The 26,339-nt window shown below is 71.3% G+C and carries 27 protein-coding genes and 1 pseudogene; 17 read left to right on the forward strand and 11 right to left on the reverse strand.

The features are described from left to right. Positions 1–54 precede the first annotated feature (54 nt). The 3 genes from ABZT06_RS28110 (at position 55) to ABZT06_RS28120 (ending at position 3,688) form a co-directional block, all read left to right on the forward strand. The gene (locus tag ABZT06_RS28110; RefSeq protein WP_355746584.1) at positions 55–1,539 is read left to right on the forward strand and encodes an IucA/IucC family protein; all 1,485 of its coding nucleotides are present in this window, start codon (positions 55–57) and stop codon (positions 1,537–1,539) included. Between the two features lie 68 nt (positions 1,540–1,607). Further along, entirely contained in the window at positions 1,608–2,873 is a 1,266-nt protein-coding gene (locus tag ABZT06_RS28115) for a VWA domain-containing protein (RefSeq protein WP_355746587.1), read from the forward strand. Next, complete coding sequence (locus ABZT06_RS28120; protein WP_355746590.1) at positions 2,873–3,688, forward strand: hypothetical protein; 816 nt, start codon at positions 2,873–2,875, stop codon at positions 3,686–3,688. The genes ABZT06_RS28115 and ABZT06_RS28120 overlap by 1 nt, the downstream gene beginning before the upstream one ends. A 212-nt stretch (positions 3,689–3,900) precedes the next feature. On the opposite strand, the gene ABZT06_RS28125 is transcribed toward ABZT06_RS28120, so the two are convergent. Continuing rightward, positions 3,901–4,527 (reverse strand): winged helix-turn-helix transcriptional regulator, encoded by a 627-nt coding sequence (locus ABZT06_RS28125; protein WP_355746593.1) that lies wholly within the window; start codon positions 4,525–4,527, stop codon positions 3,901–3,903. Positions 4,528–4,614: 87 nt separating this feature from the next. Between ABZT06_RS28125 and ABZT06_RS28130 the strand changes: the two genes are divergently transcribed. The 6 genes from ABZT06_RS28130 to ABZT06_RS28155 all read left to right on the forward strand — a co-directional run bounded on the left by ABZT06_RS28130 (position 4,615) and on the right by ABZT06_RS28155 (position 10,500). Then, positions 4,615–5,823: a pyridoxal phosphate-dependent aminotransferase gene (locus ABZT06_RS28130; RefSeq protein ID WP_355746597.1), complete on the forward strand. Its 1,209-nt coding sequence runs from the start codon at positions 4,615–4,617 to the stop codon at positions 5,821–5,823. 103 nt (positions 5,824–5,926) lie between these two features. Beyond that, the gene (locus ABZT06_RS28135; RefSeq protein WP_355746699.1) at positions 5,927–8,227 is read left to right on the forward strand and encodes a hypothetical protein; all 2,301 of its coding nucleotides are present in this window, start codon (positions 5,927–5,929) and stop codon (positions 8,225–8,227) included. An 8-nt stretch (positions 8,228–8,235) separates the two neighbouring features. Then, positions 8,236–8,631 carry a hypothetical protein gene (locus tag ABZT06_RS28140; RefSeq protein ID WP_355746600.1) on the forward strand — a complete coding sequence of 132 codons (396 nt, stop codon included), beginning with the start codon at positions 8,236–8,238 and terminating at the stop codon, positions 8,629–8,631. A 104-nt stretch (positions 8,632–8,735) separates the two neighbouring features. After that, positions 8,736–9,335 carry a histidine phosphatase family protein gene (locus ABZT06_RS28145; protein WP_355746603.1) on the forward strand — a complete coding sequence of 200 codons (600 nt, stop codon included), beginning with the start codon at positions 8,736–8,738 and terminating at the stop codon, positions 9,333–9,335. Positions 9,336–9,404: 69 nt separating this feature from the next. Next, positions 9,405–10,028 carry a hypothetical protein gene (locus ABZT06_RS28150; protein ID WP_355746606.1) on the forward strand — a complete coding sequence of 208 codons (624 nt, stop codon included), beginning with the start codon at positions 9,405–9,407 and terminating at the stop codon, positions 10,026–10,028. 55 nt (positions 10,029–10,083) lie between these two features. Next, complete coding sequence (locus tag ABZT06_RS28155) at positions 10,084–10,500, forward strand: acyl-CoA thioesterase (RefSeq protein ID WP_355746609.1); 417 nt, start codon at positions 10,084–10,086, stop codon at positions 10,498–10,500. Between the two features lies 1 nt (position 10,501). On the opposite strand, the gene ABZT06_RS28160 is transcribed toward ABZT06_RS28155, so the two are convergent. Beyond that, a complete protein-coding gene (locus ABZT06_RS28160) occupies positions 10,502–10,897 on the reverse strand; it encodes a helix-turn-helix domain-containing protein (RefSeq protein WP_355746612.1) in 396 nt (131 codons plus the stop codon). Between the two features lie 110 nt (positions 10,898–11,007). On the opposite strand from ABZT06_RS28160, the gene ABZT06_RS28165 reads away from it, so the two are divergent. After that, entirely contained in the window at positions 11,008–12,438 is a 1,431-nt protein-coding gene (locus ABZT06_RS28165; protein ID WP_355746615.1) for an MFS transporter, read from the forward strand. A 124-nt stretch (positions 12,439–12,562) separates the two neighbouring features. Here ABZT06_RS28165 and ABZT06_RS28170 read toward each other — a convergent pair whose 3' ends face one another. Then, positions 12,563–13,426: an NAD(P)H-binding protein gene (locus tag ABZT06_RS28170; RefSeq protein ID WP_355746702.1), complete on the reverse strand. Its 864-nt coding sequence runs from the start codon at positions 13,424–13,426 to the stop codon at positions 12,563–12,565. Between the two features lie 87 nt (positions 13,427–13,513). Between ABZT06_RS28170 and ABZT06_RS28175 the strand changes: the two genes are divergently transcribed. Further along, a complete protein-coding gene (locus ABZT06_RS28175; RefSeq protein ID WP_355746618.1) occupies positions 13,514–14,311 on the forward strand; it encodes a helix-turn-helix domain-containing protein in 798 nt (265 codons plus the stop codon). 97 nt (positions 14,312–14,408) lie between these two features. Next, the gene (locus ABZT06_RS28180) at positions 14,409–15,221 is read left to right on the forward strand and encodes a chitosanase (protein WP_355746621.1); all 813 of its coding nucleotides are present in this window, start codon (positions 14,409–14,411) and stop codon (positions 15,219–15,221) included. 209 nt (positions 15,222–15,430) lie between these two features. Here ABZT06_RS28180 and ABZT06_RS28185 read toward each other — a convergent pair whose 3' ends face one another. After that, complete coding sequence (locus ABZT06_RS28185; protein ID WP_355746624.1) at positions 15,431–15,586, reverse strand: hypothetical protein; 156 nt, start codon at positions 15,584–15,586, stop codon at positions 15,431–15,433. Positions 15,587–15,654: 68 nt separating this feature from the next. Between ABZT06_RS28185 and ABZT06_RS28190 the strand changes: the two are divergent. Then, positions 15,655–16,236: pseudogene (locus tag ABZT06_RS28190) on the forward strand (IS200/IS605 family accessory protein TnpB-related protein); the annotation flags it as partial. A gap of 228 nt (positions 16,237–16,464) precedes the next feature. On the opposite strand, the gene ABZT06_RS28195 reads toward ABZT06_RS28190, so the two are convergent. The 6 genes from ABZT06_RS28195 to ABZT06_RS28220 all read right to left on the reverse strand — a co-directional run bounded on the left by ABZT06_RS28195 (position 16,465) and on the right by ABZT06_RS28220 (position 20,452). After that, complete coding sequence (locus ABZT06_RS28195) at positions 16,465–17,841, reverse strand: 8-oxoguanine deaminase (RefSeq protein WP_355746627.1); 1,377 nt, start codon at positions 17,839–17,841, stop codon at positions 16,465–16,467. Positions 17,842–17,957: 116 nt separating this feature from the next. Beyond that, positions 17,958–18,851 carry a factor-independent urate hydroxylase gene (gene pucL, locus ABZT06_RS28200; protein WP_355746630.1) on the reverse strand — a complete coding sequence of 298 codons (894 nt, stop codon included), beginning with the start codon at positions 18,849–18,851 and terminating at the stop codon, positions 17,958–17,960. 4 nt (positions 18,852–18,855) lie between these two features. Continuing rightward, on the reverse strand, positions 18,856–19,245 hold the full coding sequence (gene uraH, locus ABZT06_RS28205) for a hydroxyisourate hydrolase (protein ID WP_355746633.1): 390 nt from the start codon (positions 19,243–19,245) through the stop codon (positions 18,856–18,858). A 2-nt stretch (positions 19,246–19,247) separates the two neighbouring features. Continuing rightward, a complete protein-coding gene (gene uraD / locus ABZT06_RS28210) occupies positions 19,248–19,760 on the reverse strand; it encodes a 2-oxo-4-hydroxy-4-carboxy-5-ureidoimidazoline decarboxylase (RefSeq protein ID WP_355746637.1) in 513 nt (170 codons plus the stop codon). An 84-nt stretch (positions 19,761–19,844) separates the two neighbouring features. Further along, the gene (locus ABZT06_RS28215) at positions 19,845–20,153 is read right to left on the reverse strand and encodes a helix-turn-helix domain-containing protein (RefSeq protein WP_355746704.1); all 309 of its coding nucleotides are present in this window, start codon (positions 20,151–20,153) and stop codon (positions 19,845–19,847) included. A gap of 47 nt (positions 20,154–20,200) precedes the next feature. Beyond that, on the reverse strand, positions 20,201–20,452 hold the full coding sequence (locus ABZT06_RS28220) for a hypothetical protein (RefSeq protein ID WP_355746640.1): 252 nt from the start codon (positions 20,450–20,452) through the stop codon (positions 20,201–20,203). A gap of 139 nt (positions 20,453–20,591) precedes the next feature. Here ABZT06_RS28220 and ABZT06_RS28225 point away from each other — a divergent pair, with 139 nt between their 5' ends. From ABZT06_RS28225 to ABZT06_RS28235, 3 genes are all read left to right on the forward strand, one after another. After that, entirely contained in the window at positions 20,592–21,413 is an 822-nt protein-coding gene (locus ABZT06_RS28225; RefSeq protein ID WP_355746643.1) for a TIM barrel protein, read from the forward strand. Positions 21,414–21,438: 25 nt separating this feature from the next. Continuing rightward, positions 21,439–22,329, forward strand: coding sequence for a 2-hydroxy-3-oxopropionate reductase (locus ABZT06_RS28230; RefSeq protein WP_355746646.1), 891 nt, complete (start codon positions 21,439–21,441; stop codon positions 22,327–22,329). 380 nt (positions 22,330–22,709) lie between these two features. Further along, on the forward strand, positions 22,710–22,949 hold the full coding sequence (locus ABZT06_RS28235) for a hypothetical protein (RefSeq protein WP_355746649.1): 240 nt from the start codon (positions 22,710–22,712) through the stop codon (positions 22,947–22,949). A 224-nt stretch (positions 22,950–23,173) separates the two neighbouring features. Here ABZT06_RS28235 and gcl read toward each other — a convergent pair whose 3' ends face one another. Further along, positions 23,174–24,958: a glyoxylate carboligase gene (gcl, locus tag ABZT06_RS28240; RefSeq protein WP_355746652.1), complete on the reverse strand. Its 1,785-nt coding sequence runs from the start codon at positions 24,956–24,958 to the stop codon at positions 23,174–23,176. Between the two features lie 157 nt (positions 24,959–25,115). Between gcl and ABZT06_RS28245 the strand changes: the two genes are divergently transcribed. Beyond that, entirely contained in the window at positions 25,116–25,805 is a 690-nt protein-coding gene (locus tag ABZT06_RS28245; protein WP_355746655.1) for a hypothetical protein, read from the forward strand. Positions 25,806–26,339 lie beyond the last annotated feature (534 nt).

Here is a 26,339-nt window from a genome sequence, read left to right on the forward strand (position 1 = left end):
TATGTCTGCCGTCACCACCCACCGTGACACCAGTCGTACCCGAGGAGTCCCCCCGTGCACCGTCCCCGCGCCGCCGAGGCCGAGTTCGCCGACGAGCTGGCCGTCGTACGCCCCGAGCTCCTGGTGCGGTACACGGCCGAGCTGCCCGGCGCCCGCGCGGCCGTGCTGTCGCGGCTGTGGCGGGGGCTCACGCACGAGCCGCTGCCCTGGGTCACGGCGCGGGAGGCCGGCCGGGAGGGCCTGACCCTGCGCCTTTGGGACGGCCGGCGGCTGCACGGCCCGCACCCGGACCCGTTCGCCACCGCCGCCCAGGTCGGCGTCGTACGGCTCGACGAGGTCGCCCACGACGATCCGGCGCGTTTGATCGCCGACCTCGGCGTGCCGCACGGAGCGGACTTCTCGTCCGAACTCGCCGACAGCGTCGCCTCGTTGGCGCTGTCGAGGGCAGGACAGCCGCCCCGGTCGAAGGAGTGGCCGGAGCGGGACTGGGAGTGGGAGCAGCGGATCGTCGACGGGCACCCCTACCACCCCAACTGCCGCTCCCGGCCCGGCTTCTCGGTGGCCGAGCAGCTGGCCTACGGCCCCGAGCACCGGCCGGTGGTACGGCTGGGGTTCGTGCCGGTGCCTGCCGAGGAGTGCCTGGTGACGGGCGCGTGGCCGGTTCAGATGCGGGACGGGGGGCGGCTGTTGCTGCCCGTGCACCCGTGGCAGGCGGAACATGTGCTGAAGCGACCCGTCACGGAGGGCCTCGACGCGCACCCGTTGATGTCCCTGCGTACCCTCGCCCTGAGCGGCGGACCGCATGTGAAGACCGCGTTGAGTGCCCGGATCACGTCTTCGGTGCGGGACATCTCCGTCTACTCGATCAGCATGTCGGCGATCCTTTCGGAGTTCGCGGAGACGCTCGCGGAACGCATGGACGGCCTCCTGCACTTCACCCGTACGCTGGGGGCGGTGACGGCCAACTCCCCTGATCTGGCGGCCGTGTTGCGGGAGTCGCCGCAGGCGTACGGCGACCGGGTCCTCCCCGTGGCGGCCCTCGCCACCACCGGACTGCCCGAATCCCCCGCATGGCTGGCGGAGTTCGCCCGACTGGCCCTCACCGCCGGGCTGCGGCTCCTGGAGCTCGGCGTCGCCCTGGAGGCACACGGCCAGAACCTCCTCGTCGTCCTGTCCGAGTCGGGTGCGCCGCTCAGCCTGGTCTACCGGGACCTCGCCGACATCCGGGTCAGCCCGGCCAGGCTGGCACGGCACGGCATCCCGGTCCCGGCACTGTCCGGGCGGGTCGTCACCGACGACGTGACGACCCTGCGGCGCAAGCTGTTCGGCTCCCTGGTGGCCGGAGCCCTCGCGGGTACGGCGGGTTCGGCGACGGCGTTGCGAGGGGCGCTGGAGACGGCCGTACGGGACCTTCCGCGCACCCCCGATCTGGCCGCGCTGCTCGAACAACCGCTGCCCGCGAAGGCGTTGACGCTGATGCGGCTCTCACCGGCGACGCCGGGCGACCAGTGGACCCACCTGCCCAACCCCCTGCTCTGAGCTGCCGTTTCGCACTCCGGTGAGCGGCCGTTTTGGAGCCCGGCGCACCTGATCAATAGGATCCGGCGATGATCACAAGAAAACGGCCGGCGGCAGGAGTGTGCGCCCTGCTCGCCGCCCTGACGGCCGGGATCGTCTTCCCGGTCGCGGCGTTCGCCGGTGAACCCACGAGCGGTACCGCGCCGCAGGTCGATCTCGTCCTCGACGTGAGCGGCTCGATGCGGACGGCGGACATCGACGGCGGCACCCGGATGGCGGCGGCGAAGCGGGCCTTCAACGAGGTGCTGGACGCGACGCCCGAAGAGGTCCAGCTCGGCATCCGGACCCTCGGCGCCAACTACCCGGGCGACAACCAGAAGACGGGCTGCAAGGACACCGCGCAGCTCTACCCGGTCAGCACGCTGGACCGCACCGAGGCCAAGACACAGGTGGCGACGCTCTCGCCCACCGGCTGGACCCCGATAGGCCCCGCCCTGCTGAAGTCCGCCGGCGACTTCACCGACAGCGCCTCCTCCAAGCGGATCGTGCTGATCAGCGACGGCGAGGACACCTGCGCCCCGCTCGACCCGTGCGAGGTGGCCCGTGAGATCGCCGCCAAGGGCATCGGGCTGACCATCGACACCCTCGGCCTGGTCCCGAACACCAAGATGCGGCAGCAGCTGAGCTGCATCGCGGAGGCGACCGGCGGTACCTACACCTCGGTCGAGCACGCCGACGAACTCACCGACAAGGTCAACCAGTTGGTGGACCGCGCGGCCGACCCGGTGGTGACGCCGGTGGCCACTCAAGGTGCCGGCACGTGCGCCACGGCGCCCACGCTGAAGTCCGGGTTGTACACCGACCGCGAGGAGTTCACCCAGCAGCGCTGGTACCGGGTGGACGTCGACCCGGGCCAGGAGCTGCGGGCCTCGGTGAGCGTGGGAGCGGACCGGGCCGTGAACCCGTCGTACGGGGTGCTGCTGCGGGCGGTCACCGTGCACGGGCGCGAGATCGTGCGCGGCGAGGGCGCGGGCAACGGCCGTACGGACGTGCTCTCCACGGGGCTCAGGTACCCGAAGGCGGAGAGCGACGACGAGGACGCCCCCGCCGAGACCGTGTGCCTCCAGGTCACCAACTCCTTCTCGGCGGCCTCCGGGGTGAAGACCACTCCGGGTCTGCCTCTCGAGCTGAACGTCGATGTCGTGGACGGGCCGTCGAAGGCGAGCGACGTGGCCTCCTTCGGCCTCGGGCGCGGCTGGTGGCTGCTCGGTGCGCTGATCCTCGCCGGCTTCGTCGCCGGTCTGCTCTGGGGCTGGCTGTCACGCTGGCGGGTCGCGGTCTGGAGGACCAACTGATGCGGATCACACGCGCGTTCAGCGCTTCCCTGCTGATGCTCGGGCTGGCCGTCGCACCGGCCGCGGCCGACTCCTCGCCGACGCCCACGGGTTCGGCCTCGGCGGACGGTGACGCGCCCACCCAGGCGGGCACGTCCTTCCGTACGGCGACCGAGGTCGAGCAGGGGCAGACGGCCACGGCGAGCGGTTCCACGGGCGACTACCTGTACTGGTCGTTCCCCGCGGACAGCGGACAGCGGCCCACCGTGAAGGCGACGGTGAAGCTGCCCGAGACCCATGCCGCGCAGACCTGGCAGATCGACGTGTACGACGGCCTGCGCCGCCGCCAGTCCTGCCAGTACGGCGCGCAGACCCGTACCGCCGCGGCGGACTCCTCCTCGGTGGAGCTGGCCTGCACCCTGCGCACGGTCCGGGCCTGGTCCGAGACCTGGGCCAACGACCCGCTGCCGGGCACGTACTACGTCCGTCTGACGGCAGTCGGTCTCACCACGGCCGACCTGGGTCTCCCGGTGAGCACCGAGGTCCGGGCCGACTCCAAGGACATCGGTGGGTCCGCCGCGGTGGACGGTTCACTGGCCGAGCCGCTGGTGCCGGGCGTCGCGGTGAAGTCCCAGGCGGAGGACGACGGTTCGGAGAAGTCCTCGTCCGCCGTGCTGTCCGCCATCGAGCCCGAGGACGGCTGGTCCTCCGGCTGGTGGTCCGACCGGTGGGTGTGGACCGCGATCGGCGGTGCGCTCGCCGCGCTGGCGGGTGTCGGCGGGTATGCGCTGACGCGCGGGTCGGGACGCCCGCACCGGGTGCCACCGAGCGCCTGACGCTCCGTCGAGGGCCCGCCGCGCTCAGGCACGGCGGGCCATTCTCACGCCTCGCGCAACACCCTGGCGGTCGTGCTGCCCGACGCCCCCTCGACGGACCCGCCCCGCACAGACACGGCAGGCCTCTCCCACGCCTCCCGCAACACCCCGGCGACCGTGCCGCCCGACGCCCCCTCGACAGACCCGCCCCGCACAGACACGGCGAGCCATCCTCACGCCTCGCGCAGCACCTTGGCGATCGTGCCGTCCCCCGTCACCTCGACCCGGCCGTCGCGCACCGCGTGCGGCAGGGTCAACTCGCCGCGGCTGAGGGCCTCGCAGGTCCCGGCGTCCAGGACCAGCCGGGCGTCGGGCTCGCGGGGGGCCCGCCCGTCGCCGTACGCGGGACCGTCCTGTGCGCCGACGTACACATGGAAGTCCCCCTCCTCCAGCCGCACTTCGACGAGCCCGTCCCCTTCCAGCGAGCGCAGCAGGGGCAGCGCGAACCAGTGCGCGCGTACGGCGTCGGTGGGCCGGCGTTCGCCGAGTTCGGGTCCGCCCCAGGCGCCGAGGGCCTGGAGCACGGGCAGCAACTCGCGGCCGCGGGCGGTGAGTTCGTACACGTAGGCCGCGCCGGGCGGGGGCAGCCGGCGTCGCGTGGTCAGGCCGTCGCGCTCCATGTCCTTCAGCCGTGAGGCGAGTACGTCGGTGCTCACGCCGGGCAGGTCGGCGTGCAGGTCCGTGTAGCGGCGCGGACCGGCCAGCAGTTCCCGGACGATCAGCAGGGTCCAGCGGTCGCCCACGACGTCGAGGGCACGGGCCGCGGAACAGTACTGGTCGTAGCTTCGGCGAGGTGACATGCGACGCAGTCTAGACAAGTTGTTGGACTTTCCAAGCTCCTGCTTGGTAAAACCAAGCAACACAGGAAACCGGAGAGGCAGCAGCGCATGGAGTTCCGGCAGTCGAGCAAGCTCAGCGAGGTCTGTTACGAGATCCGCGGCCCGGTGATCGAGCACGCCGACGCACTGGAGGAGGCGGGCCACAGCGTGCTGCGCCTCAACACCGGCAACCCCGCGCTGTTCGGCTTCGAGGCGCCGGAGGAGATCCTCCAGGACATGATCCGGATGCTCCCGCAGGCGCACGGCTACACGGACTCCCGGGGCGTCCTCTCCGCCCGCCGCGCGGTCGTCCAGCGCTACCAGACCCTGGGCCTGGAGGTCGACGTCGACGACGTCTTCCTCGGCAACGGCATCTCCGAACTGATCTCGATGGCCGTACAGGCACTCGTCGAGGACGGCGACGAAATCCTCATCCCGGCCCCCGACTTCCCCCTCTGGACGGCGGTCACGACCCTCGCCGGCGGCAAGGCGGTCCACTACCTCTGCGACGAACAGGCCGACTGGTACCCGGACCTGGACGACATGGCCTCGAAGATCACCGACCGCACCAAAGCCGTCGTCATCATCAACCCGAACAACCCCACCGGCGCGGTCTACCCGAAGGAGATCATCGAGGGCATCCTCGACCTCGCCCGCCGGCACGGCCTGATGGTCTTCGCCGACGAGATCTACGACCGGATCCTGTACGACGACGCCGTGCACCACTCGGTCGCCGCGCTCGCCCCCGACCTGGTCGTCCTGACCTTCTGCGGCCTGTCGAAGACGTACCGGGTGGCGGGCTTCCGCTCGGGCTGGCTGGTGATCACCGGTCCCAGGCAGCACGCCAGGAACTACCTGGAGGGCCTGACCATGCTGGCCTCCATGCGGCTGTGCGCCAACGCTCCCGCGCAGTACGCCATCCAGGCCGCGCTCGGCGGCCGCCAGTCCATCCACGAACTGACCGCACCCGGCGGCCGGCTGCACGAACAGCGCACCGTGGCCTGGGAGAAGCTCAACGAAATTCCCGGTGTGACGTGCGTGAAGCCGAAGGGCTCGCTCTACGCCTTCCCGCGCCTCGACCCCAAGGTCCACAAGATCCACGACGACGAGAAGTTCGTCCTGGACCTGCTGCTGCGGGAGAAGATCCAGGTCGTCCAGGGCACCGGTTTCAACTGGCCGGCCCCGGACCACTTCCGCATCCTGACGCTGCCTCACGCGCAGGACCTGGAGGCGGCGATCGGGCGGATCGGACGGTTCCTGAGCGGGTATCGGCAGTAGCTGGTGGTGTTGATGGGATTCACGGTCGCCGGGAGAGGGGATGCCCTAGGGTACGGCCACTGATCCCGGGGGCCGGGGGGATCGGGGGATGGGGGAACCCCAGGTGTTCATGTCTCGTCGGCGTGCGTCGGGCACGCCCTCGGTCTCACGCGGGCGCCCCGCGCTGCTCGTCGTGCTCGTTGTGCTCGCGGGCAGCCCGTGGGTGCAGCGGCCGCTCTCGGACTACTACACCGAGAAGTTTTACATAGAGCTGTCCGACGACAAGCTCCTGCGCTGGCTCGTGGAGGCTGCGTTCCTGCCCCGCTGGGAGGTGTCCGCCGACCGGTACGGCGGCACGTCCTCGCTGGTCGTGAACGATCTCGCGGTCCTGGTCCTGCTCGCGGGGCTCGCCCTCTTCGCCCGGCGACTGTCGGGCGGCGGGGCGGCGCGCCGGCTCCGCTGCCTCGCGGCGGGCGTGCTGGTGGCGGCGCTGGCCAACCTGGTCTGGTGGGGTCTGCACGAGGCCTTCGCCGACGACGTGCCGATCTCACCGGCCGACGTGCTGGTCAAGGACCTGTTGCGCAGCGCTCTCCTCTTCGGTCTCGCGGTCGGCGCGCTGCTCGCCCTCCTGACCACCGGTGCGCCGGGAACAGTCATCAAGGACTCTGCCACGCGGCTGAGCCGCTGGAGCAAGGGAGGGCTCGGCATGACCACCGCTCCGGTCCACATGCCGGTCGGGAGCGCGCCGGGTGACGTCACCCGGTACCTGTGCGCCGCGGCCTACCTGGACGAGGAATTCGCCGACCGCGTGGTGGAGGACGTCCTGGCCGACGAGGCCGGGGCGGTGGCCCCCTCGCCCGACGTCGACCTGGTGACGGTCGTACGGCACTGTCTGACGGCACAGGAGCTGCGGCACCGCCGGGACCTGCGGCTGACCGGCGCGTTCGCCCTCGTGGCCGTGTTCGCGCCGCTGTGGCTGCTGTTCGTCTCGCTGTTCCTGTCGATCACCCGGCAGGCGGGCGGCCGCCCCAGCCTGGCCACCCGCGGCCGGCACCAGCCCGAGGGCAGGGTGTTGGTGGGCACGGCGGTCGCGGCGGGCATCGCGGTGCTCTTCGCGTTCTCCTTCGGCGTCGCCCTCTCGTCGCTGCCCAGCCCCGCGTTCGTGAGCTGGCTGCTGGGCTCCTACCTGGCCGGGGTGCCGGCCGCGCTGGTGTCCGTCACGGCGATGGCGCTCGCGTACGTGACGGTCGTACGCCATGATCTCGCCGTCGACCAGGTGCTGCGCACGACCATGACCCGCGAGGCGTTCTCCCGGCAGCCCCGCCCGAACGTGCCGCCGCGCAAGTGGATGGCCGAGCGGCTCGCGGCCATCCGGGAGGCGCAGGACGGGAACGTCACGGTGTACAGCGGGTACACGCCCTTCCTCGGCTATGCGGCGGCCGCCTCGCGGTGGTCGATCGCCGTGCCGCTGCTGCCCGCCGAGAATCCCGCCGGAAGGGCTTCGCGGCCCGCCGGACCGGAACCGTTCACCGTCACCGAACTCATCGACCACACGCGCGCGCGGTTGCGGGCGACCAGCACGCGCGGCGTGGCCGACGCGGCGGCGGACGGTGAGGCGGCCCTCGGCTCCCTCGTCGTGGCGGACCGGGTCTTCGCCGGCGGCACGGCCGTCGGCGAAGACGAGCGGTTCATCAGGGCCACGAGCCTCGCCCCGGTCGCCCGGCTGTCGGCCGACCAAGTCGAGCGGATCATGGAGCGTCCGACCGGTGCCGTCCGGCACTGTCTGGCGATCCATGTGCCGCTCTGGGGCGGGGACGTGGTGCCGACCGTGTTCCTGCACTTCTCGACCGAGGGCAGAACGCTCCATCTGCACTGCAGCAACCACGTGCTCGGCCCGGTGAGAGCCGACTTCCACCTCGTGGACCGGCTGCGCGGCCCCCTCTCCCCCGCCGCGCGCCGGGGGCTGCTGCTGGACGCCGTCCCGGGCACCGCCAGGGCCTTCTTCGCCGCCCCGTTCCGGGCGCTGCGGCAGGCCCGCTTCGAGAAACGGCACACCAGACGCATGGTGGACGAGCTGAAGGCTCTGGAGCAGGACCCGGTCTACGACTTCGGCGCCCGGCTCAGCGTCCGGGAGCTGGCGGTGAGCCCGGACTACCAGAACTACTTCCAGGTCGTGGACGCCGCACGGATCACATCCCTGGTGGAGCGCCACACCTTCGCCGCGATCCGCGAGTTCCTCGACATGCGCGGTTACGACATCACCGACTTCCGCGCCCAGCAGCAGACCATTCTCAACCAGGGCCTCATCCAGCAGGGCGGCACGAGCATCATCGGCAACCAGGCGATCGGCACGGGCGCGACCGCCACCCAGCAGGTCCCGCAGCAGTCCGGCGCGGCGGCGCCCGTCGCCGGCTCCGGCAAGTAGGAGGTCTCATGACGGGCGACGACGACAGCCGGCAGGACCCGCCGGTCAACAACGGCGTCATGATCAGCGGCGGCACCCACTACATCGGCAACCAGGCCGTGGGGCACCGCGCCCAGGCGTTCTCCGGCTCGGTCTCCTTCCAGCCGCAGGACGCCGAGCGTACGACCGAACTCCTCGCGTACGTCGAGCGGTTGCTGGAGGAGCACCGGGCGGCGCTCGCCGACCCCGACGCGACCGGCAGGGAGCTGCGCCGTCTGCGCGAGGAACTCGAGGAGGCCGAGCCGCAGCCGACGGTCCTGCGACGGGCCCTCGACCGCCTCAACGACTTCGTGCAGCCGGTGACCCCGCTCGTCGTCGCGGTGGGGCAACTCGCGCAGTCGGTACAGGGCCTGCCCGGGCTCTGAGGGGGTCGGGGTCCAGGGGGCGGCCGTCCGGCCCAGTCCGTCCTGCGGGGCCCGGGGGCCGTGTGGCACTGTGCTGGGAGGCGGCGAGCGGGAAGGCTGCGCGCATGGGTGATCTCTTTCTGGTCCGGCACGGTGAGACCGAGTGGTCGCGGTCCGGGCGGCACACCGGCCGGACGGACGTACCGCTGACCGAGCGCGGCCGGGAGGAGGCGCGCCGCCTGGTGCCGCTGATCCGCTCCCACCGCATCGGGGCCGCCTTCGTCAGCCCCCTCCAGCGGGCCCGGGAGACGGCGGAACTCATCGGGCTGCACGACCAGCGGGTCGACGTCGATCTGCGCGAGTGGGACTACGGCGGCTACGAGGGCGTCACCACCGTCGAGATCCAGCGGGAACTGCCGGAATGGTTCCTGTTCACGGACGGGGTGGCGCCCGGTCCGCCCGACCACCCCGGGGAGAGCCCGGAGCAGGTCGGTGAACGGGCCGACCGGGTGCTGGCCAAGGTGGACGCGGCGCACGCGAACACCGAGGGGTGCGTGGTGCTGGTGGCGCACGGCCATTTCCTGCGCGTGCTCACCGCCCGCCGGCTCGGGCTGCCCGCGTCGGCCGGGGCACTGTTCCAGCTGGCGACGGGGACGCTGTGCCGGCTGGGGACCGAGCACGGGCGGCCGGTGATCGCCGGGTGGAATGTCAGACCCCCGACGTAGCCTTCGAAGCGGACGGGGTCAGTGATCCGTACGGCCCTCGTACGGCCCCTGCCGTGGAAGGAGCACGCCGTGACGCGACCGCCCACCGCCGCGCAGCGGCGTGTCATCGACGCCGCCGATCCCGTCACCGGCCGGCTGAAGGGCACCGAGGCCCAGCTGGACGCGCTGGTGAAGCGCGGGCTGGCCTTCCGGCATCCGCGGCCGCCGCACGATCATTTCCTGACACCGGCCGGGCACCGCGTCCGGGAGACCGTCGAGAAGGAGCCCGAGCAGGCCGCCGCCCCGGCCACCGGTGTGTTCGCCGCGCACATCGGCGGCACGGAGCAGGCCGCGGTCACCGGTCCGGCCCGGGTGCGTGAGGTGCACAGCGCCTGGCAGGGGCTGCTGGAGCTGCGCCGGATGACCAACCCCGACGGGGCCACGGACCGGCCCTGCGGCTGGGAACGCGCCCACCTGGTGCAGGCGGCCGCGCTGGCGCTGGAGACGGCCGGGCACCCGCCGGAAGCGGGGGGCTCGCCCGGCTACCGGGTGCGCGCGACCCCGCAGCCCGAGGCCGTGGCCGTGCACGCGCCCGAAGGCGAGGCACTGCGGGCCTGCGCGATCACCCTGGAGGAGGCCGGCTGGCAGGTCGGCGAGTACACGCAGCCGCGGACCAGGGCCCGGTACCTGCTGGCCTCGCCGCGCCGGGTGTAGGGGGCACATGTCAGGATCGGGTCCAGCAACTGCCATGGCGTGAGAGGGGATTGACGTGAGCGAGCCGTTTTCCGTACCGGTGACCGTCCGCGGGTACGAGACGGACGTGCAGGGCCACCTCAACCAGAGCGTGTACCTGAACTACGCGGAGCACGCCCGCTGGTCGCTGCTCAGGGCCGCCGGGATCACCCAGGCCGAGCTCATCGGCAGCGGGGTGGGCCCGGTGGCGCTGGAGACCACCATCCGCTATCTACGCGAGCTGCTGGCGGGCGACGAGGTGGAGGTGACCTGCGGATTCGAGTGGGGCGAGGGCAAGACGTTCCGCATACAGCAGACGATCCGCAAGAAGGACGGCACCGTGGCCGCCGAGATCACCGCGGTCGGTGGGCTGATGGACCTCGAAAAGCGGCGCCTGGTCGCGAATGCGGGCGAGGTGCTCAAGGGCCTGGCCACGGACCCGGGCCTGCTGTGACTCAGGCCGGCTCCGGTTCCCGCTCGGCGTCGTAGGTCGCCCGCGCCTCGGCGATGTAGACCCTGTTGCGCTCGGCCCAGTCGGTCAGGCGTTGCAGGGTCTCGTGCAACTCACGGGCGACCGGGGTGAGTTCGTATTCGACCCGGGGTGGCACCGTGGGGTGGACGGTGCGGGTGACGAGGCCGTCGCGCTCCAGGTTGCGCAGGGTCAGGGTCAGCATGCGGCGGCTGATGCCCTCGATGCTGCGCTCCAACTCGGTGAAGCGGATGGGCCCGTGGGCGGCCGCGACGAGGATCTGGACGCTCCATTTTCCGGAGACCCTGTCAAGAACCTCCCGCACCGGGCACGCGTGCGCGTTCACGACCTGGACGGTTACACCGGTGTTCCTCTGGGACATCGGACTGCCTCCTTACGCCGCTCTCCATGGTCACTGACGATGTTCCCCGTTACAAGTCGTGCACCAAGGCCAGTAGTCGTCACCCATGGAGAAAGCGGAGGCCCGCCGCCATGACGGCCGTTGTCGAGAACCCGACCCGAACGCTGCATCGAACCTACTCCCGCTGGACGGCCCTGGTCGTCCTGTGCGCGGGAACGCTCATGACGATCCTGGACGGCAACATCGTCACGGTCGCCATGCCGGCCATCCAGAGCGACCTGGGCTTCTCGGGGCCGGGGCTCGCGTGGGTGGTCAACGCCTATCTGATCCCGTTCGGCGGGCTGCTGTTGCTGGTGGGCCGGCTCGGCGACCTGGTCGGCCGCAAGCGGATGTTCGCGGCGGGGCTCGCCCTGTTCACGGCGGCGTCCGTGCTGTGCGGAGTGGCCACCGGCCAGGGCACGCTGATCGCGGCGCGTGCCCTGCAGGGCGTGGGCGGGGCGATGACCTCGGCGGTGGTGCTCGGCATGCTGGTCGCGCTGTTTCCCGAGCCGCGTGAACAGGCCCGTGCGATCGCGGTGTTCAGCGCGGTGGGTGCGGCGGGCGGGGCGCTGGGCACCTTCCTCGGCGGGGCACTGACGCAGGCGCTGAACTGGCACTGGATCTTCCTGATCAACCTGCCGATCGGGATCGTCGCCCTGCTGGCGGCGGTCCGGGTGCTCGACGCGGAGGAAGGCGAAGGCCTGGGCCGGGGTGCGGATTATCCGGGGGCCGCGCTGGTGACGGGGGCGCTGATGCTGACGGTGTACGTGATCGTCGGCTCCGGCGACCGCGAGCCGGCCACCACGCTGCTCCTGGCCCTGGCCGCCGCCGCCCTGTTCACCGCGTTCACCCTGCGCCAGGCGCGTGCCGCCCGCCCGCTGCTGCGGCTGCGCCTGTTCGGCTCCCGACTGCTCTCCGGCGCGAACGCCGTGCAGATCCTGATGATCGCCACGATGTACGGCTTCCAGTTCCTCGGGGCGTTGTATGTCCAACGCGTCCTGGGATTCGGCGAGTTGCTCACCGGAACGGCGTTCCTGCCGGCCCCGATCGCGATCGGGGCGCTGATGCTGGGGCTGTCGGCCCGGACCATCGGGCGGTTCGGCCCGTACCGGGTGCTGCTGGCGGGGCTCGTCCTCATCGTCGCCGGGATGGCCCTGCTGAGCCGTGCGCCCGCCGACGGCTCGTACGTGGTCGACGTCCTTCCGGTGCTGCTTCTGCTCGCCGCCGGGTTCGCCGCCGCGATGCCGGCGCTGACCGGGCTCGCCATGTCGGGGGCCCGCGAGGAGGACGCGGGGCTGGCGTCCGGGTTGTTCAACACCACCCAGGTGGTGGGCGGTTCGCTGGGGCTGGCGGTGCTGTCCGTGGTGGCGGCGAACCGGACGGAGGGGCTGCTGGAGGGCGGGGCGGGTCTGGTCGCGGCCACGGCGGAGGGGTACCAGTCGGCGTTCCGGGTGGGGACGGGGATCGCGGTCGTGGCGTTGGGGTTGGCCGCGGTGGTGCTGCGGCCGCGCGCGAGGGGGTGAGCCGCCTTCAGAGGTGCCACGCCCTGCCGTCCGGCGGCCGCGGCACGTCGTGGCTGGTCGCGCAGTTCCCCGCGCCCCTGCGGGGCACGACCAGCCCCTGACGCCCCGCAGTCGGAACCCGGCCTCAGCCCCCGCCGAACGCCTCCGTGTGATCCCGAGCCCACTCCCGGTACGTCCGCGCCGGACGACCCAGCACCTTCTCCACGTCCCCGGTGACCGCCGCGTTGCCGCCCTCGGCCACGAAGCGGACGCTGCGCAGCATCCCCTGCGCCAACTCCTCGCTCCACCCGGAGGCCACCAGCAGTTCGCTGGTCTCCAGCGGGGTCAGCCCACGAAGCTCCACCCGCCTGCCGAGCACCTCGCCCAACGTCGCCGCCTGATCCTGGGGACTGAGCGTCTCGGGTCCGGTCAGGGTGTACGTCCGCTCGACGTGCCCCGGACCGACCAGCGCCGCGACCGCGATCTCGGCGACATCCCGCGGGTCGACCACACCTTGCCGCCCCTCCCCCAGCATGTTCGGCACCGACTCACCCGCCCGAACCGCCTGCGCCCACCCCAATGTGTTCGACGCGAAGGCCGAGGGCCGCAGAATCACCCACTCCAGGCCGCTTTCCCGGACCGCCTCCTCACCGTGTCCGTGCGCGATGCCGCCCAGCCCCGCCCTGGGGTCCCCCGCGCTGATCGCGGAGAGCTTCACCACGCGCCGTACCCCCGACGCCCGGGCCGCCGCGACCATCCCCCGGTCGCTGTCGGCGTCCTCCGGGCCGAAGACGCCCACGAGGAAGGCGGTGTCGGCGCCCGCCATGGCCGACGCCACGGAGTCGAGATCGCGATGGTGCCCCCGGGCCGCCTCCACTCCCGGGGGCAGTTGGGCCCTGCCCGGGTCCCGCGTGAGCGCGCGCACCTTCTCGCCGCGCGCCACGAGCCGTCGTACGACATCACTTCCGATGGTGCCCGTGGCACCCGTGACCAGAATCATGACCACCACGGTGGGCGCCGCACCGGCCCTGCCGATAGGAAATTCCGGCACGTTTCGCGCCCCCGAACCCCCCGTTCCCCCGCTTACGGTGGATGCGTGACCAACTCCGTTTCCGAGCGGGCCCTGCGCACCCCCGACGCGCCGGGTCCGTGGATCGCCGGGATCGGGGTCCCGGCCGTGGTGGCGGATCCCCGGGAGCCGTTCGTCCAGCTGCCGGACCCCACGACCAAGGTGATCGTCCGCAGCGAGGCGCGCGGCCGGCCCACCCTGCTGGTATCGGGGCCCCGCGTCCGGGCCACTTATCACGAGGGCAAGACGGACGTGTCCTGCGTGGAGGTGCGGCTCGCGCCCGGCTCCGTCCGCCCGCTGCTGGGCGTCCCCGCGGTCGCCCTCGTCGGACGGATCGTGCCGCTGGCCGCACTGCCCGGCCCGGCCGCGCGGCGACTTGCGTACGAGCTCGCCCGGCTGGAGCCGGAGGAGGTGGCCGTCCGGCTCGCGGACGTTCTCCCGGACCGGCTGCCCACGGCGGCCGACGGGGCACGCGCCGAGCTGCTGCGGGCCGCGGTCGCCGCGCTGTCCGTCCGCTCGGGTCGCACACCCGGTCCTGTCGGCGAAGTGGCCCGTGAACTCGCCGTCAGCGAGCGCCAGTTGCGCAATCTGTTCAGCGAGGGGGTGGGGCTCTCGCCCAAGCACTACGCCCGCATCGACCGCGTCCGCGCCGTGCTCGCCCATGCCGGCGAGCTGGCCTCGGCCGAACTGGCCGCCGTCACCGGCTACTACGACCAGTCCCACATGACGGCCGACTTCCGCACCCTGATGGGCGTGCCGCCGCGCTCGTACTTCACCGGACGGCTTCCCGCCCCCCGCGCCTGCCAGGTGATCGACAGCCAGTGACCCGACTTCACAGTGTCCTGCCGTCGGCCACCCACGGCATTCCCAAGTCGGCCCGCAACCCTCAACTGCCCATCACAGCGCCTGGTTTGGAGACGACGTGGGCTTCCTGTCCGGAACAGCCGCCCGCCGCACCCTGCTCGCCGCCCTCGGAGCCGGAGTGCTGAGCTGCTCCCGGTGGCCGTCCGCCGGGGCCGCGGACGCGGCCGGGCTCGACGACCCGGTCAAGAAGGACCTCGCGATGCGGCTGGTGTCCAGCGCGGAGAACTCCTCGCTGGACTGGCAGGCGCAGTACGCGTACGTCGAGGACATCGGGGACGGCCGCGGCTACACCGCAGGCATCATCGGTTTCTGCTCCGGTACGAGCGACATGCTGGCGCTGGTCGAGCTGTACACGGAACGGGTCCCCGGCAACCCCCTGGCCCCGTATCTGGCCGCCCTGCGCGCGGTGGACGGCACCGCCTCGCACGACGGGCTGGACCCGGGCTTTCCGGCGGCCTGGCGGACCGCGGCGAAGACCTCCGCGTTCCGCACGGCACAGCGGGACGAGCGGGACCGCGGCTACTTCGATCCGGCGGTCGCGCGCGCCAAGCGGGACGGTCTCGGCACGCTCGGCCAGTTCGTCTACTACGACGCGATGGTGATGCACGGCCCCGGCACCGACCCCCTGAGCTTCGGCGGCATCCGCGGCCGGGCCCGGCAGGGCGCGGACACCCCGGCGGACGGCGGTGACCAGACCGCCTATCTGCACGCCTTCCTGGACGCCCGGGTGTGGGCGATGCGCCAGGAGGCGGCCCACCGTGACGTGAGCCGGGTCGAGACCGCCCAGCGGGTCTTCCTGGAGCAGGGCAATCTCGACCTGGACACGCCGCTCAAGTGGAAGGTGTACGGGGACAGTTACGAGATCGGCTGAGCGGAGACGGCCTCCATGGGGTGGGTGACGCCCTGGGCGTCCGCGCCCCGGCCGAGGTGGATTTCCGCGAGTGTGAGTAAGGGGCGGGGCTGGATGCGGTTGTTCCTCGTGTGTCAAGGGGTCTCCTCCACACCGGGGCGTGGTGGGGACCTTGGTTCTATGGGAGGGGAACGGGAGTTCCCGGATCGAATGGGTGACCTTTGCGCAGGCTACTCGTTGACTGCCGTGACGGGAATCTTCGGCTGAACGGGGGTACGAGTGGGCGGGCTGCGGGAGTTGTCGGCGTCGTTCGTGGTGCCCGGCCCGGCCGGAGTGGCGATCCGGGACCGGTTGCGGGTGTCGGATGCGGACGCGGCGGTGCTCACCGAGGTCGGCGTCTACTTGGGGTCGCTGGCCGCGGGTGATCTCGCGGAGCGCTCCCGGCAGGGGCTGGCGGCACGCCCTGACCCGGCTGCTGCACCACGCCCGACGCTGCGGGGCCGCCGCGATCGCCATCGAGGACCTCGACTTCACCGACGGCAACAGCCGCGAGAAGCACGGCCGCAACAAACGCTTCCGCCGCCTCATCTCCCGCTTCCCCACCGCCAAACTCAAAGCGCGCCTCGTCTCGATGACCGCCGAACAGGGCATCGCGATCGTTGCGGTCGATCCGGCGTACACCTCCCGCTGGGGTGCCCAGCACTGGCAGAAACCCCTGACCACCCCACAACGCAAGACGTCCCGGCACGATGCGGCGAGCATCGCGGTCGGGCGACGCGCCCTCGGACACCCGATCCGGCGACGGACGGCACCGCCCCACCCCGACCAGAGTGATCGTGGTGGGCATCGGACCATCCAGGCCCGACCGAAGGCCCGGTGGCGGGAGGAACCCCGCCCCCACCTTCCCGGATCGCGCACCGGATGCGCGCCGCCTGGTAGTGGAGCGAAAGCGGGCGACCAGGATGCCCAACACCGTTCGGGGCACCCGGCTGAGCACGAGTTCTGGCAACAGGACTCGCTCCCACTCAGCCTTTAAGAACGGTGGACTGACACTGCGGCTCGCCTCCGGGCGGTTACACGTCGGCACTGACGTGGGTTTCATGGAGGTGGTGCGAGTGGTCGTGCGGGACCGGGAACGGAGACCGTTCCGGGGCGCGTGCGTCCAAAACGCGCCCCGGCCACGGCCGCCGTGGACACCACGGGGCGTCCACGGCTGCCGACCAGGAGCCGTCCCTCCCGGCCGGAGATCGATGCCGTACGAGACTCAGTGCCCGGCGATCCGGGCCAGCCGCTGGGCCTGTTCCCGCGTCGAGCGGGCGATCTGGTCCTCGTCGACGTGCAACAGGCGGCCGCCCTCGACGATCTGACGGCCGTTCACGAACGAGGCCGTGACGGGCGCCGCCGCGCCGAAGACCAGGGCGGTGACCGGGTCGGCGATGGAGGCGTGGGCGAGGGTGTCGAGCTTCCACAGCACCAGGTCGGCGAGCTTCCCCGCCTCCAGGGAGCCGGTCTCCGCCGCGCGGCCCAGGACCTGGGCGCCGCCGTACGTGCCGAGGCACAGCGCCTGCCGAGCGTTCAGAGCCGCTTCCCGGTGCGCGCCCAGGCGGTTGATGAGCAGGGCGTTGCGCAGTTCGGTGTGGAGTTCGCCGGACTCGTTGGACGCCGTGCCGTCGACGCCGAGGCCGACCGGGACACCGGCCGCGAGCATGTCCGGGACCCGCGCGATGCCCGCGGCCAGCCGGGCGTTGGACGAGGGGCAGTGGGCCACGCCCGTCTTCGTGCGGGCGAAGGCGGCGATGTCGGAGTCGTTCATGTGGACGCAGTGCGCCATCCACACGTCCTCGCCGAGCCAGCCGGTGGACTCGAAGTAGTCGGTGGGGCCCATGCCGAACAGTTCCTTGCAGAACTGCTCCTCCTCCACGGTCTCCGAGCCGTGGGTGTGCAGCCGTACGCCGAGTCGTCGGGCCAACTCGGCGCCTTGGCGCAGGAGTTCGGTGGAGACGGAGAACGGTGAGCAGGGGGCGACGGCGACCTGGGTCATCGCGTCGAAGGAGGAGTCGTGGTGCTCCTTGACGGTGGCCTCGGTCGCGGCGAGGGCACCGTCCAGGGTCTCGACGGCGAAGTCCGGGGGCAGGCCGCCGTCCTTCTCGCTGCGGTCCATGGAGCCGCGGGCGAGGGTGAAGCGGACGCCCGTCTCGCGGGCCGCGCGGATGATCGCGCCGGACAGGTCGCCGGAGCCGGCCGGGAAGACGTAGTGGTGGTCCATGGCGGTGGTGACGCCGCCGCGGGCCATCATCGCCAGCGAACCCTGGGCGGCCGCGTAGACCATCTGCTCGTCGATGCGTGCCCAGGTCGGGTAGAGGGCGACGAGCCAGTTGAAGAGGTTGTGGTCGGTGGCCAGGCCCCGGGTGATCCACTGGTAGTAGTGGTGGTGGGTGTTGACCAGGCCGGGGGTCACGAGGTGGCCGGTGGCGTCGATACGGCGGTCGACGTTCTCCAGGCCCTCGGGGGCCCTGCCCGCGCCGAGCGACTCGATGCGGTTGCCGGCGATGACGACGTGGCCGCTCGGGTATTCGGTGTCGTGCGCGTCCACGGTCGCGATCGAACAGTTCTCGATGACGATGCGCCGGTCTGCTGCCATGGTTCGTCCTTTGCGCTGTGGTGGAGAGGGCACGGCAGGACCCCGGGAGTTTGAGTGCCGCGGCCGGAGGGCCTGTCCGGAGCCCTTGCCCGGCCGCGGGTGCCGCGATGGAGTTGCTAGAGGTTCGTGAGGTCCACCGGGATCCTCGGCTCGACGCCGTCCCGCAGGACGGTCGCCTCGATCAGGCCGTAGGGCCGGTCGGCGGCGAGGTACACCTCGTTGTCGTTCTTGAGGCCGAACGGCTCCAGGTCCACCAGGAAGTGGTGTTTGTTGGGCAGGGAGAAGCGGACCTCGTCGATCTCGCCGCGGTTCTCGATGATCCGCGCGCCCATCTGGTACAGGGTCTGCTGGAGCGAGAGCGAGTACGTCTCGGCGAAGGCCCGCAGCATGTGCCCCCGCACCTGCTCGTAGGACTCCTCCCAGTCCGGCATCTCCTGCTCGTCGCCGGACCAGTTGAAGCGCCAGCGGGCGGAGACCTCGGTGGCCAGGATGCGGTCGTACGCCTCGGGCAGGGTCGTGTACTTGTCCTTGACGTAGCCCCAGAACTCGGAGTTGGTCGAGTTCATGACGGTCAGGTCCTTGAGCCCGGAGACGACCTCCCAGGAGGAGCCGTCGTACGTGATCTGGGTCAGGCGGGTCTCCTGGCCCTGCCGGACGAAGGAGTGTTCCTCCTCGCCGGCCGCCTCGATCCGCTCCCAGGCGTACTCCTCGATGCGGATCCGCGCGGTCCTGATCGGTTCCTGCGAGGCCACGAAGTGCCGGGCGAGGTGGATGCCGAACTGCTCGGCGGACTCGATGCCGTGCTCCTTGGCGAACGCGTACACCGTGTTCTTGGTGGTGTCGGTCGGCAGCACGTTGGCGTTGGAGCCGGAGTAGTGGACCTCGTCCATGTCGCCGCTCAGCGACACGGAGACGTTGAGGTCCTTGATGTGGTGGGTGGCGCCGTCCCGCGTGATCTTCACGACTCGGTTCTCGGCCTTGCCGTACTGGTTCTGTCCCAGGATGGGCATGTAGCTAGCTCCCTCGGTATACGGAGTAGCCGAACGGGTTGAGCAGCAGCGGTACGTGGTAGTGCTCGCCGGGCTTGACGGCGAAGGTGATCGCTACCTCTGGAAAGAACGCATCGCTGTCCCGATTCGCGGGGGCGTCCTGCTGCGCATCGGCTTGCTTCTTCAGGAAGTACGGTTCGACCTCGAAGTCGAGCCGCACATGGGTGGTTCCCTCCGGCAGCGCCGGCAGGTTCTTGCACCGACCGTCCGCGTCGGTCGCGCTGCCGCCGAGCGCCTGCCATTCGGCGTCCCGGCCACTGCGGGCCGCGAGCTGGACGGCGACGCCCTCGGCGGGGCGGCCGACGCTGGTGTCCAGGATGTGCGTGGACACGGATGCGGTGGTGCTGGTGCTCATGGTCAGGCGTCCTCTTCGACGATGCGGGCGAGCCGGATACGGTTGATCTTGCCCAGCTCGGTGCGGACGATCTCGCGTTCCCGCTCCGGCGCGTTGCCGATCCGCTCCTTGACCGCGTCGCGCATCTGCTCGCCGGTGAGACCGGTCGCGCAGATCAGGAAGACATGGCCGAACTTCTCCTGGTACGCCAGGTTCAGTTCCAGCATCTGCGCCTTCAGCTCCTCGGAGGCGCCCGCCATGCCGCGCTGCTCACGGGCGGAGGCCGGGTCGCCGGGCTTGGGGCGGCCGATCGGCGGGTGGCCGGCCATGGCCTCCGCGAGGTCGTCGGCGGTCAGCTCGGCCATGGCGGCGTCACTGGTGGCGTAGAGGTCCTGCGTGGTCGCGTAGGGGCGGGCAGCGAGCAGACGCCGAACCCACGCCGTCGAGGCGCACGCCTCAAGGAGGGCCGCGTGGGCCGCGTGCTCCTCCAGGACGTTGAACCGGGCCAGGCCGGGGGACGTGGAAGTCGAAGTCACGGGAGTCAGCTAACGCCTCCGCGCGACATCGCGTCAACACTTTGTTGAAAATTCGGGGTTACGAAACCCGCCGGGTCTCGCCGCTTACGCTTTGTCCCGGTTCAGGTAGTTGTAGACCGTGAAGCGGCTGACCCCGAGGGCACTCGCCACGGTCTCCACGCCGTGCCGTACGGAGAAGGCGCCGCGCGCCTCCAGTATGCGTACGACCTCCTGCTTGGCCTTTCGGTCCAGGTCGGCCAGCGGCTTGCCCTGCTTGCGCTCCATGGCGGCCAGGATGTGGTCGAGTGAGTCCGCGAGCTGCGGCAGCCGTACGGCGACCACGTCGACACCCTCCCAGCAGAGCACGACGTCCTCGGGGCCTGCCTCGTCCGGCGGCAGCAGCTCACCGCCCATGGCGTCGACCAGCGGCTTGACCGCCGTGATGAACGGCTCGTCGGTGCTCACGCGCCGGCCTCCCCGACCACGTTGACCTGGAGGGAGATCCGGGTGGCGCCGGAGGCAAGGGTCCTGCGCAGCAGGGCGTCCACGGCGGCGAGCACCTCGTCGGCGCCGCCTTCCGCCGTGTTGCCGAACGGGCCGACGTCCACCGCGTCCAGTTCGGCCGCCTCGATGACCTCGCGGGCCACGAGCGCGTGCGCCGGGGCCTCGTCCAGGTCGAACGGCTCGGTCGTGAACTCCACTCTCAATCGCACGCGCACAACCTAACCCGCGGTGCCGTTTTCCGTCGGGCCCTCTTGACAACGCCTTCGACCCGACGGCAATCTTCCAATAAGCAGAAATCAACTTCCACATTACGGAAACACTTGCCACGGAAGGGAGCGCCAGGACCCCATGGGCTTCACGGAGCAGCGCTTCAACGTCAACCTGTCGATCCTCTTCACGGAACTCCCGCTCCTGGAGCGCCCCGCTGCGGCCGCCGCGGCCGGCTTCACCGCGGTCGAGCTGTGGTGGCCCTGGGTCGACACCCCCACCCCCGAGCGGTCCGAGCTCGACGCCCTGAAGCAGGCGATCGAGGACGCGGGCGTCCAGCTCACGGGCCTGAACTTCTACGCCGGCGAGCTGCCCGGCCCGGACCGCGGCGCCCTGTCGATCCCGGGCGAGGAGTCGGACCGGTTCCGCGCCAACATCGACGTGGCCGCCGACTTCGCCGGAGCCCTGGGCGCCAAGGCGCTCAACGCCCTGTACGGCAACCGCGTCGACGGCGTGGACCCGGCCGAGCAGGACGCGCTCGCGCTGGAGAACCTGGTCCTCGCGGCCCGCGCGGCCGACCGGATCGGCGCGATCCTCCTGATCGAGGCCCTCAACCAGCCGGAGTCGCCGCGGTATCCACTGGTGAGCGCGCCCGCGGCGGTGGGGATCGTCGACAAGGTGAACCAGGCGACCGGCCTGGACAACGCGCGCTTCCTCATGGACCTCTACCACCTGTCCATGAACGGCGAGGACCTGCCGGCGGTGATCGAGGAGTTCACCCCGAGGACCGGGCACGTCCAGATCGCCGACAACCCCGGCCGCGGCGCGCCCGGTACCGGATCGCTGCCCCTCGAAGACCTCCTCGACCAGCTGAAGAAGGCGGGCTACGACGGCTGGGTCGGCCTCGAGTACAAGCCGGGCGACCGCCCGAGCGCCGAGGCCTTCGACTGGCTGCCCCGCTGACCCCTTGCCTGAGAGGCACCCCATCATGAGCAACCTCCCCAAGATCGCCTGGATAGGCCTCGGCATCATGGGCTCCCCCATGTCCGAGAACCTGGTCAAGGCGGGCTACGACGTCACCGGCTTCACCCTCGAACAGGACAAGCTGGACCGGCTGGCCGCCGCCGGTGGCACCGCGGCCGGTTCGATCGCCGAGGCCGTGCGGGACGCCGACGTGATCATCACGATGGTGCCCGCCTCTCCGCACGTGGAGGCCATCGCGTACGGCCCCGAGGGCATCCTGGAGACCGCCCGCTCCGGCGCCCTGCTGATCGACATGTCCTCGATCACCCCGCAGACCTCGGTGGACCTGGCGAGGGCGGCGAAGGAGAAGGGCATCCGTGTTCTGGACGCGCCCGTGTCCGGCGGTGAGGCCGGTGCGATCGAGGCCGTGCTGTCCATCATGGTCGGCGGTGAGCAGGCCGACTTCGACGAGGCCGAGCCGCTCTTCGAGGCACTCGGCAGGACCATCGTGCTGTGCGGTCCGCACGGCTCGGGCCAGACCGTGAAGGCCGCGAACCAGCTGATCGTCGCCGTGAACATCCAGGCGTGTGCCGAGGCCGTGGTCTTCCTGGAGAAGTCGGGCGTGGACCTGAAGGCCGCGCTGGACGTCCTGGGCGGCGGGCTCGCCGGCTCGACGGTACTGACCCGCAAGAAGGACAACTTCCTTCAGCGCGACTTCAAGCCGGGCTTCCGGATCGACCTGCACCACAAGGACATGGGCATCGTCACCGACGCCGCCCGCAATGTCGGCGCGGCCCTGCCCGTCGGCGCCGTCGTCGCCCAGCTGGTCGCCAGTCTGCGTGCGCAGGGCGACGGGGGCCTGGACCACTCGGCGCTGCTGCGGGCCGTGGAGCGGCTGTCGGGTGCCCAGGTCTGACACCTCCGAAGACTCCGGGTGGCGCCATCGCTGACATCTGTCCTGTCGCGCCCAGGCGGTGGCGCCGCCCGGAACCACATCGGTACTGAGACTCCCCGAGCGCGCCCGACGCGCCGGGCGACCCGGATGAGGGGTGGTCGCCCGGTACGGGGTGCGGTCCGGGGAGGACCGCGGCGGCGTGCGAGCCAGTGCGGTGGTGAAGGTCCCGGCCCTCCTTCTTCGACCTGAGGGAAGGAGCGCGTTCCCGGTTCCGTCGCGGCCGCCGCGGTCCCGGCAACACCCGGCAGGAAGGCAGAGCGCCGGATACGGACAGTCCCGTATCCGGCGCTCAGTCGCGTTCCCGGGGTGCGCATCTCCGCGGATCGCAGGACTCTGAAGGCATGGCAGCACATCCAGCACAGCATCCGCACGTCGTGGTGCACTCCCCCGCCCTGGACGGGTCACGGCGCGTCACCGCGAACGACGAGAACCTCGGCGTCGCCTCACACCTGGACGACGTCGTGGAGTTGCTCCGGCTCGCCGACCTGGACCGGATCGAGGTCGAGGACGAGGACATCGTGGAGTGGCAGGGCGGCGGTCCCGACGACTGGCCGGGACTGTCCGAGCACATCGAGCGGTGAGCGGGCGTACGGCAGCGGTCGTAGGCCGCCTACGGAATCCTCAAATCAACCTCTGAACCTGATGCAGGGGCTTCTCCGGACCCGTTCCCGGGCGCATTCTCATCACACGAGGTTCGCCGGCACGGGGGCGGCGGGCATCGCGACGGGGGACGGCTTCGGGGGAGCCGTGCACGGGAAAGGGCGGTCCGACCTTCACGGTGGGACCGCCCTTCAGCTGTGCGGGGTCAGACCTTCAGCGGCTTGACCGACGTCGGCGCGTGACCCGGCTCCGTCGCGATCTCCTCGAACTCGACCACGTTGCCGATGTCGTTCGTCGTCGACATCGAGATGTTGGTGACCCGCTCCAGGATGGCCTCGACGACGACCGGGACCTGGAACTCGGCGGCGAGCTTCTTCGCCTGTTCCAGGGCCGCGCCCAGTTCCGCCGGGTCGGTCACCCGGATCGCCTTGCAGCCGAGGCCCTCGGCGACCTTGACGTGGTCGACGCCGTAGACGCCCAGTTCCGGGGAGTTGACGTTCTCGAACTCCAGGTTGACCTGGAAGTCGAGGTCGAAGGCGCGCTGGGCCTGGCGGATCAGGCCCAGGTAGGAGTTGTTCACGAGGACGTGGATGTACGGGATCCGGTGCTGGGCTCCGACGGCCAGCTCCTCGATCATGAACTGGAAGTCGTAGTCGCCCGAGAGGGCCACGACCTGTGCCTCGGGGTCGGCCTTGGCGACGCCCAGCGCGGCCGGGATCGTCCAGCCGAGGGGGCCCGCCTGGCCGCAGTTGATCCAGTGACGCGGCCTGAAGACGTGCAGCATCTGGGCGCCGGCGATCTGGGAGAGGCCGATCGTGGAGACGTACCGGGTCTCCGGCCCGAAGGCCTTGTTCATCTCCTCGTAGACGCGCTGCGGCTTGATGGGGACGTCGTCGAAGTGCGTACGGCGCTGGAGGGTCGCCTTCTTCTCCTGGGCCGCGGCCGCCCACGCCGAGCGGTCGGGGAGCCTGCCCGCCGCCTTCAACTCCCCTGCCACCTCGACGAAGAGAGCCAGGGCCGCCTTGGCGTCGGAGGCGATGCCGTAGTCCGGCGCGAAGATCCTGCCGATCTGGGTCGGTTCGACGTCGACGTGGACGAACTTCCGGCCGGCCGTGTAGACGTCCAGCTTGCCGGTGTGGCGGTTGGCCCAGCGGTTGCCGATGCCGAGGACGAAGTCGGACTCCAGGAAGGTGGCGTTGCCGTAGCGGTGCGAGGTCTGCAGGCCGACCATGCCGGCGTTCAGCTCGTGGTCGTCGGGCAGGACGCCCCAGCCCATGAGGGTCGGGACGACCGGGATGCCGGTCAACTCGGCGAACTCGACGAGCAGTTCGGCGGCGTCGGCGTTGATGACCCCGCCGCCGGCGACGATCAGCGGGCGCTGTGACTCGTTGAGGAGACCCAGCGCCTTCTCGATCTGCGCGCGGCTCGCGACCGGCTTGTAGACCGGCAGCGGCTGGTACGTCTGCGGGTCGAACTCGATCTCGGTCAGCTGGACGTCGATCGGCAGGTCGATGAGGACCGGGCCGGGACGGCCGGAGCGCATGAGGTGGAAGGCCTGCTGGAAGACGCCGGGGACCTGGGCCGCCTCCAGGACGGTGACCGCCATCTTCGTCACCGGCCGCGCGATGGAGGCGATGTCGACGGCCTGGAAGTCCTCCTTGTGGATCACGGCGGTCGGGGCCTGGCCCGTGATGCACAGGATCGGGACGGAGTCACCGGTCGCGGAGTACAGGCCGGTGATCATGTCGGTGCCGGCGGGCCCTGACGTGCCGATGCAGACGCCGATGTTGCCCGCGTGGGTGCGGGTATAGCCCTCGGCCATGTGCGAGGCACCCTCGACATGGCGCGCGAGGGTGTGGTGGATGCCCCCGGCGGCCTTGAGCTCGGCATAGAAGGGGTTGATCGCCGCGCCGGGGACACCGAACGCGTCCGTGACACCTTCGCGCCTGAGGATCTCAACTGCCGCGCGGGCAGCGGTCATACGAGCCATCGAGTACTCCTGCTTCGACTGTCGGATGCGTACTCCCGTCGCGCCCCGCGGTAAGCACTTCCGTAATGCGGAATAACTTTTCTGCTATCTGGAAGCAATGTAGGTGTGCGGGTGAAGACCGTCAAGGGGAAGACAACCGGGCGCGCACTGGAGGACGATGTGGGCCATGTCCGAAAGCGTGTCGGTGCGCTGTCCGGTCTGCCGGTGCGATCACCTCTATGCCGCGCCCTCGTACCCGTGCGCGTGCGGCGCCCCGGTCTGCCCGCCGCTGGACCGGCACGGCGCACCCCTGGCCGTCACCCACCAGATGTGGGACGAGGCGTGGGTCGCGGTGGCGTGCGCGGTCTGCGGCCGCGAGGCCGAGTGGCCGCACCCGGAGCTGGGCTGTGACTGCGGGACCGTCCTGCGGATTCCGGTGGCCGGGGACACCTGCCCGCGGGCGGAACCGGAGGTTGCCGCCCCCGTTCCCCCGCGCCGAGCCTTCCAGCCGATCACGATCCGCACCGCGCGCGACGCGGTCACCGCCACCGCGCTGTATCTGCGCCGGCTCGGCTACCAGGACATCCGTCGCGCTGACCAGCGGCCGCCGTCCGGCATCGGTCTCGCGGCCCGCGGGCTGCTGGCCCAGGTGGACCCGACCGTGCGGCGGGCTTCACCGCGGGACGTGGAGTGCCTGTGGCTGACGGCCATGACGGAGTCCGCGCACTGTGTGTACTTCTCGCTGGCCGGCTACACCACCGAGGCCCGCACCAGCGCCGACACCCTCGGCGTCCCCCTGTTCGTCCTGGACCTGACGGGCACACCGCGGCCGGTGAACAGCCTGGCGGACGAACTGGACGGGGCGTAGGCCTTCGGCGGTTCGGGGGCGGCCCACTGGGTCGGGCACCTGGCGTATCGACAGCACGCCGTCCAGGTCCCCGCGGGCGGACCCTCGTCGAGCTGTGCTCGCGGCCCGCACCCGGCGCGGCCGGACCGCCGGCGCCAGTCCCTCGCGCCGCTTCGCCTGGCCTGGAGATGCCCGCACCAAGCACGCCTCGCCGGACCGCAGACGTCGGTTCCTCGCGCTGCTCGCGCCACCCGGTCGGGCTGGGGGCGCCCGCAGCAGCGCCGGGCCGGACCGCGGGCGCGCCAGCTCTCGCGCCGCCGCGCGCGGCGGCGAGATGACGATCCGCCGACCGGCCCGCGTACGTGCCGGGAGTCGAGGGGTGCGTCCCCCTCGTCGCGTTCCCGGCCGAACCGGCTCGTCGCGTTCCCGGCCGAACCGGCTGTGCAGATGGCCTGTCCCCGGTGCACATCCGCACGGGGCTGCCCCGGTGACCCGAGCACCCCCGAGACCGCGCACGGCCTGCCGGACCTGACAGTCCGGGCCGCGCTCACGGAC

Origin of the sequence: Streptomyces sp. NPDC005483, from assembly GCF_040606035.1 — a bacterium.
Lineage (GTDB): Bacteria > Actinomycetota > Actinomycetes > Streptomycetales > Streptomycetaceae > Streptomyces.

Bases quoted from the DNA above. Each gene is read 5' to 3' on its own strand.
- ABZT06_RS28235 (WP_355746649.1), top strand. From the start codon at position 22,710: ATGGCAGCACATCCAGCACAGCATCCGCACGTCGTGGTGCACTCCCCC.
- ABZT06_RS28195 (WP_355746627.1), bottom strand. From the start codon at position 17,841: ATGGCAGCAGACCGGCGCATCGTCATCGAGAACTGTTCGATCGCGACC.
- ABZT06_RS28230 (WP_355746646.1), top strand. From the start codon at position 21,439: ATGAGCAACCTCCCCAAGATCGCCTGGATAGGCCTCGGCATCATGGGC.
- pucL (WP_355746630.1), bottom strand. From the start codon at position 18,851: ATGCCCATCCTGGGACAGAACCAGTACGGCAAGGCCGAGAACCGAGTC.
- ABZT06_RS28125 (WP_355746593.1), bottom strand. From the start codon at position 4,527: ATGTCACCTCGCCGAAGCTACGACCAGTACTGTTCCGCGGCCCGTGCC.
- ABZT06_RS28215 (WP_355746704.1), bottom strand. From the start codon at position 20,153: ATGGGCGGTGAGCTGCTGCCGCCGGACGAGGCAGGCCCCGAGGACGTC.
- ABZT06_RS28225 (WP_355746643.1), top strand. From the start codon at position 20,592: ATGGGCTTCACGGAGCAGCGCTTCAACGTCAACCTGTCGATCCTCTTC.
- uraH (WP_355746633.1), bottom strand. From the start codon at position 19,245: ATGAGCACCAGCACCACCGCATCCGTGTCCACGCACATCCTGGACACC.
- ABZT06_RS28145 (WP_355746603.1), top strand. From the start codon at position 8,736: ATGGGTGATCTCTTTCTGGTCCGGCACGGTGAGACCGAGTGGTCGCGG.
- ABZT06_RS28245 (WP_355746655.1), top strand. From the start codon at position 25,116: ATGTGGGCCATGTCCGAAAGCGTGTCGGTGCGCTGTCCGGTCTGCCGG.
- ABZT06_RS28140 (WP_355746600.1), top strand. From the start codon at position 8,236: ATGACGGGCGACGACGACAGCCGGCAGGACCCGCCGGTCAACAACGGC.
- ABZT06_RS28160 (WP_355746612.1), bottom strand. From the start codon at position 10,897: ATGTCCCAGAGGAACACCGGTGTAACCGTCCAGGTCGTGAACGCGCAC.
- ABZT06_RS28165 (WP_355746615.1), top strand. From the start codon at position 11,008: ATGACGGCCGTTGTCGAGAACCCGACCCGAACGCTGCATCGAACCTAC.
- gcl (WP_355746652.1), bottom strand. From the start codon at position 24,958: ATGGCTCGTATGACCGCTGCCCGCGCGGCAGTTGAGATCCTCAGGCGC.
- ABZT06_RS28120 (WP_355746590.1), top strand. From the start codon at position 2,873: ATGCGGATCACACGCGCGTTCAGCGCTTCCCTGCTGATGCTCGGGCTG.
- ABZT06_RS28130 (WP_355746597.1), top strand. From the start codon at position 4,615: ATGGAGTTCCGGCAGTCGAGCAAGCTCAGCGAGGTCTGTTACGAGATC.
- ABZT06_RS28115 (WP_355746587.1), top strand. From the start codon at position 1,608: ATGATCACAAGAAAACGGCCGGCGGCAGGAGTGTGCGCCCTGCTCGCC.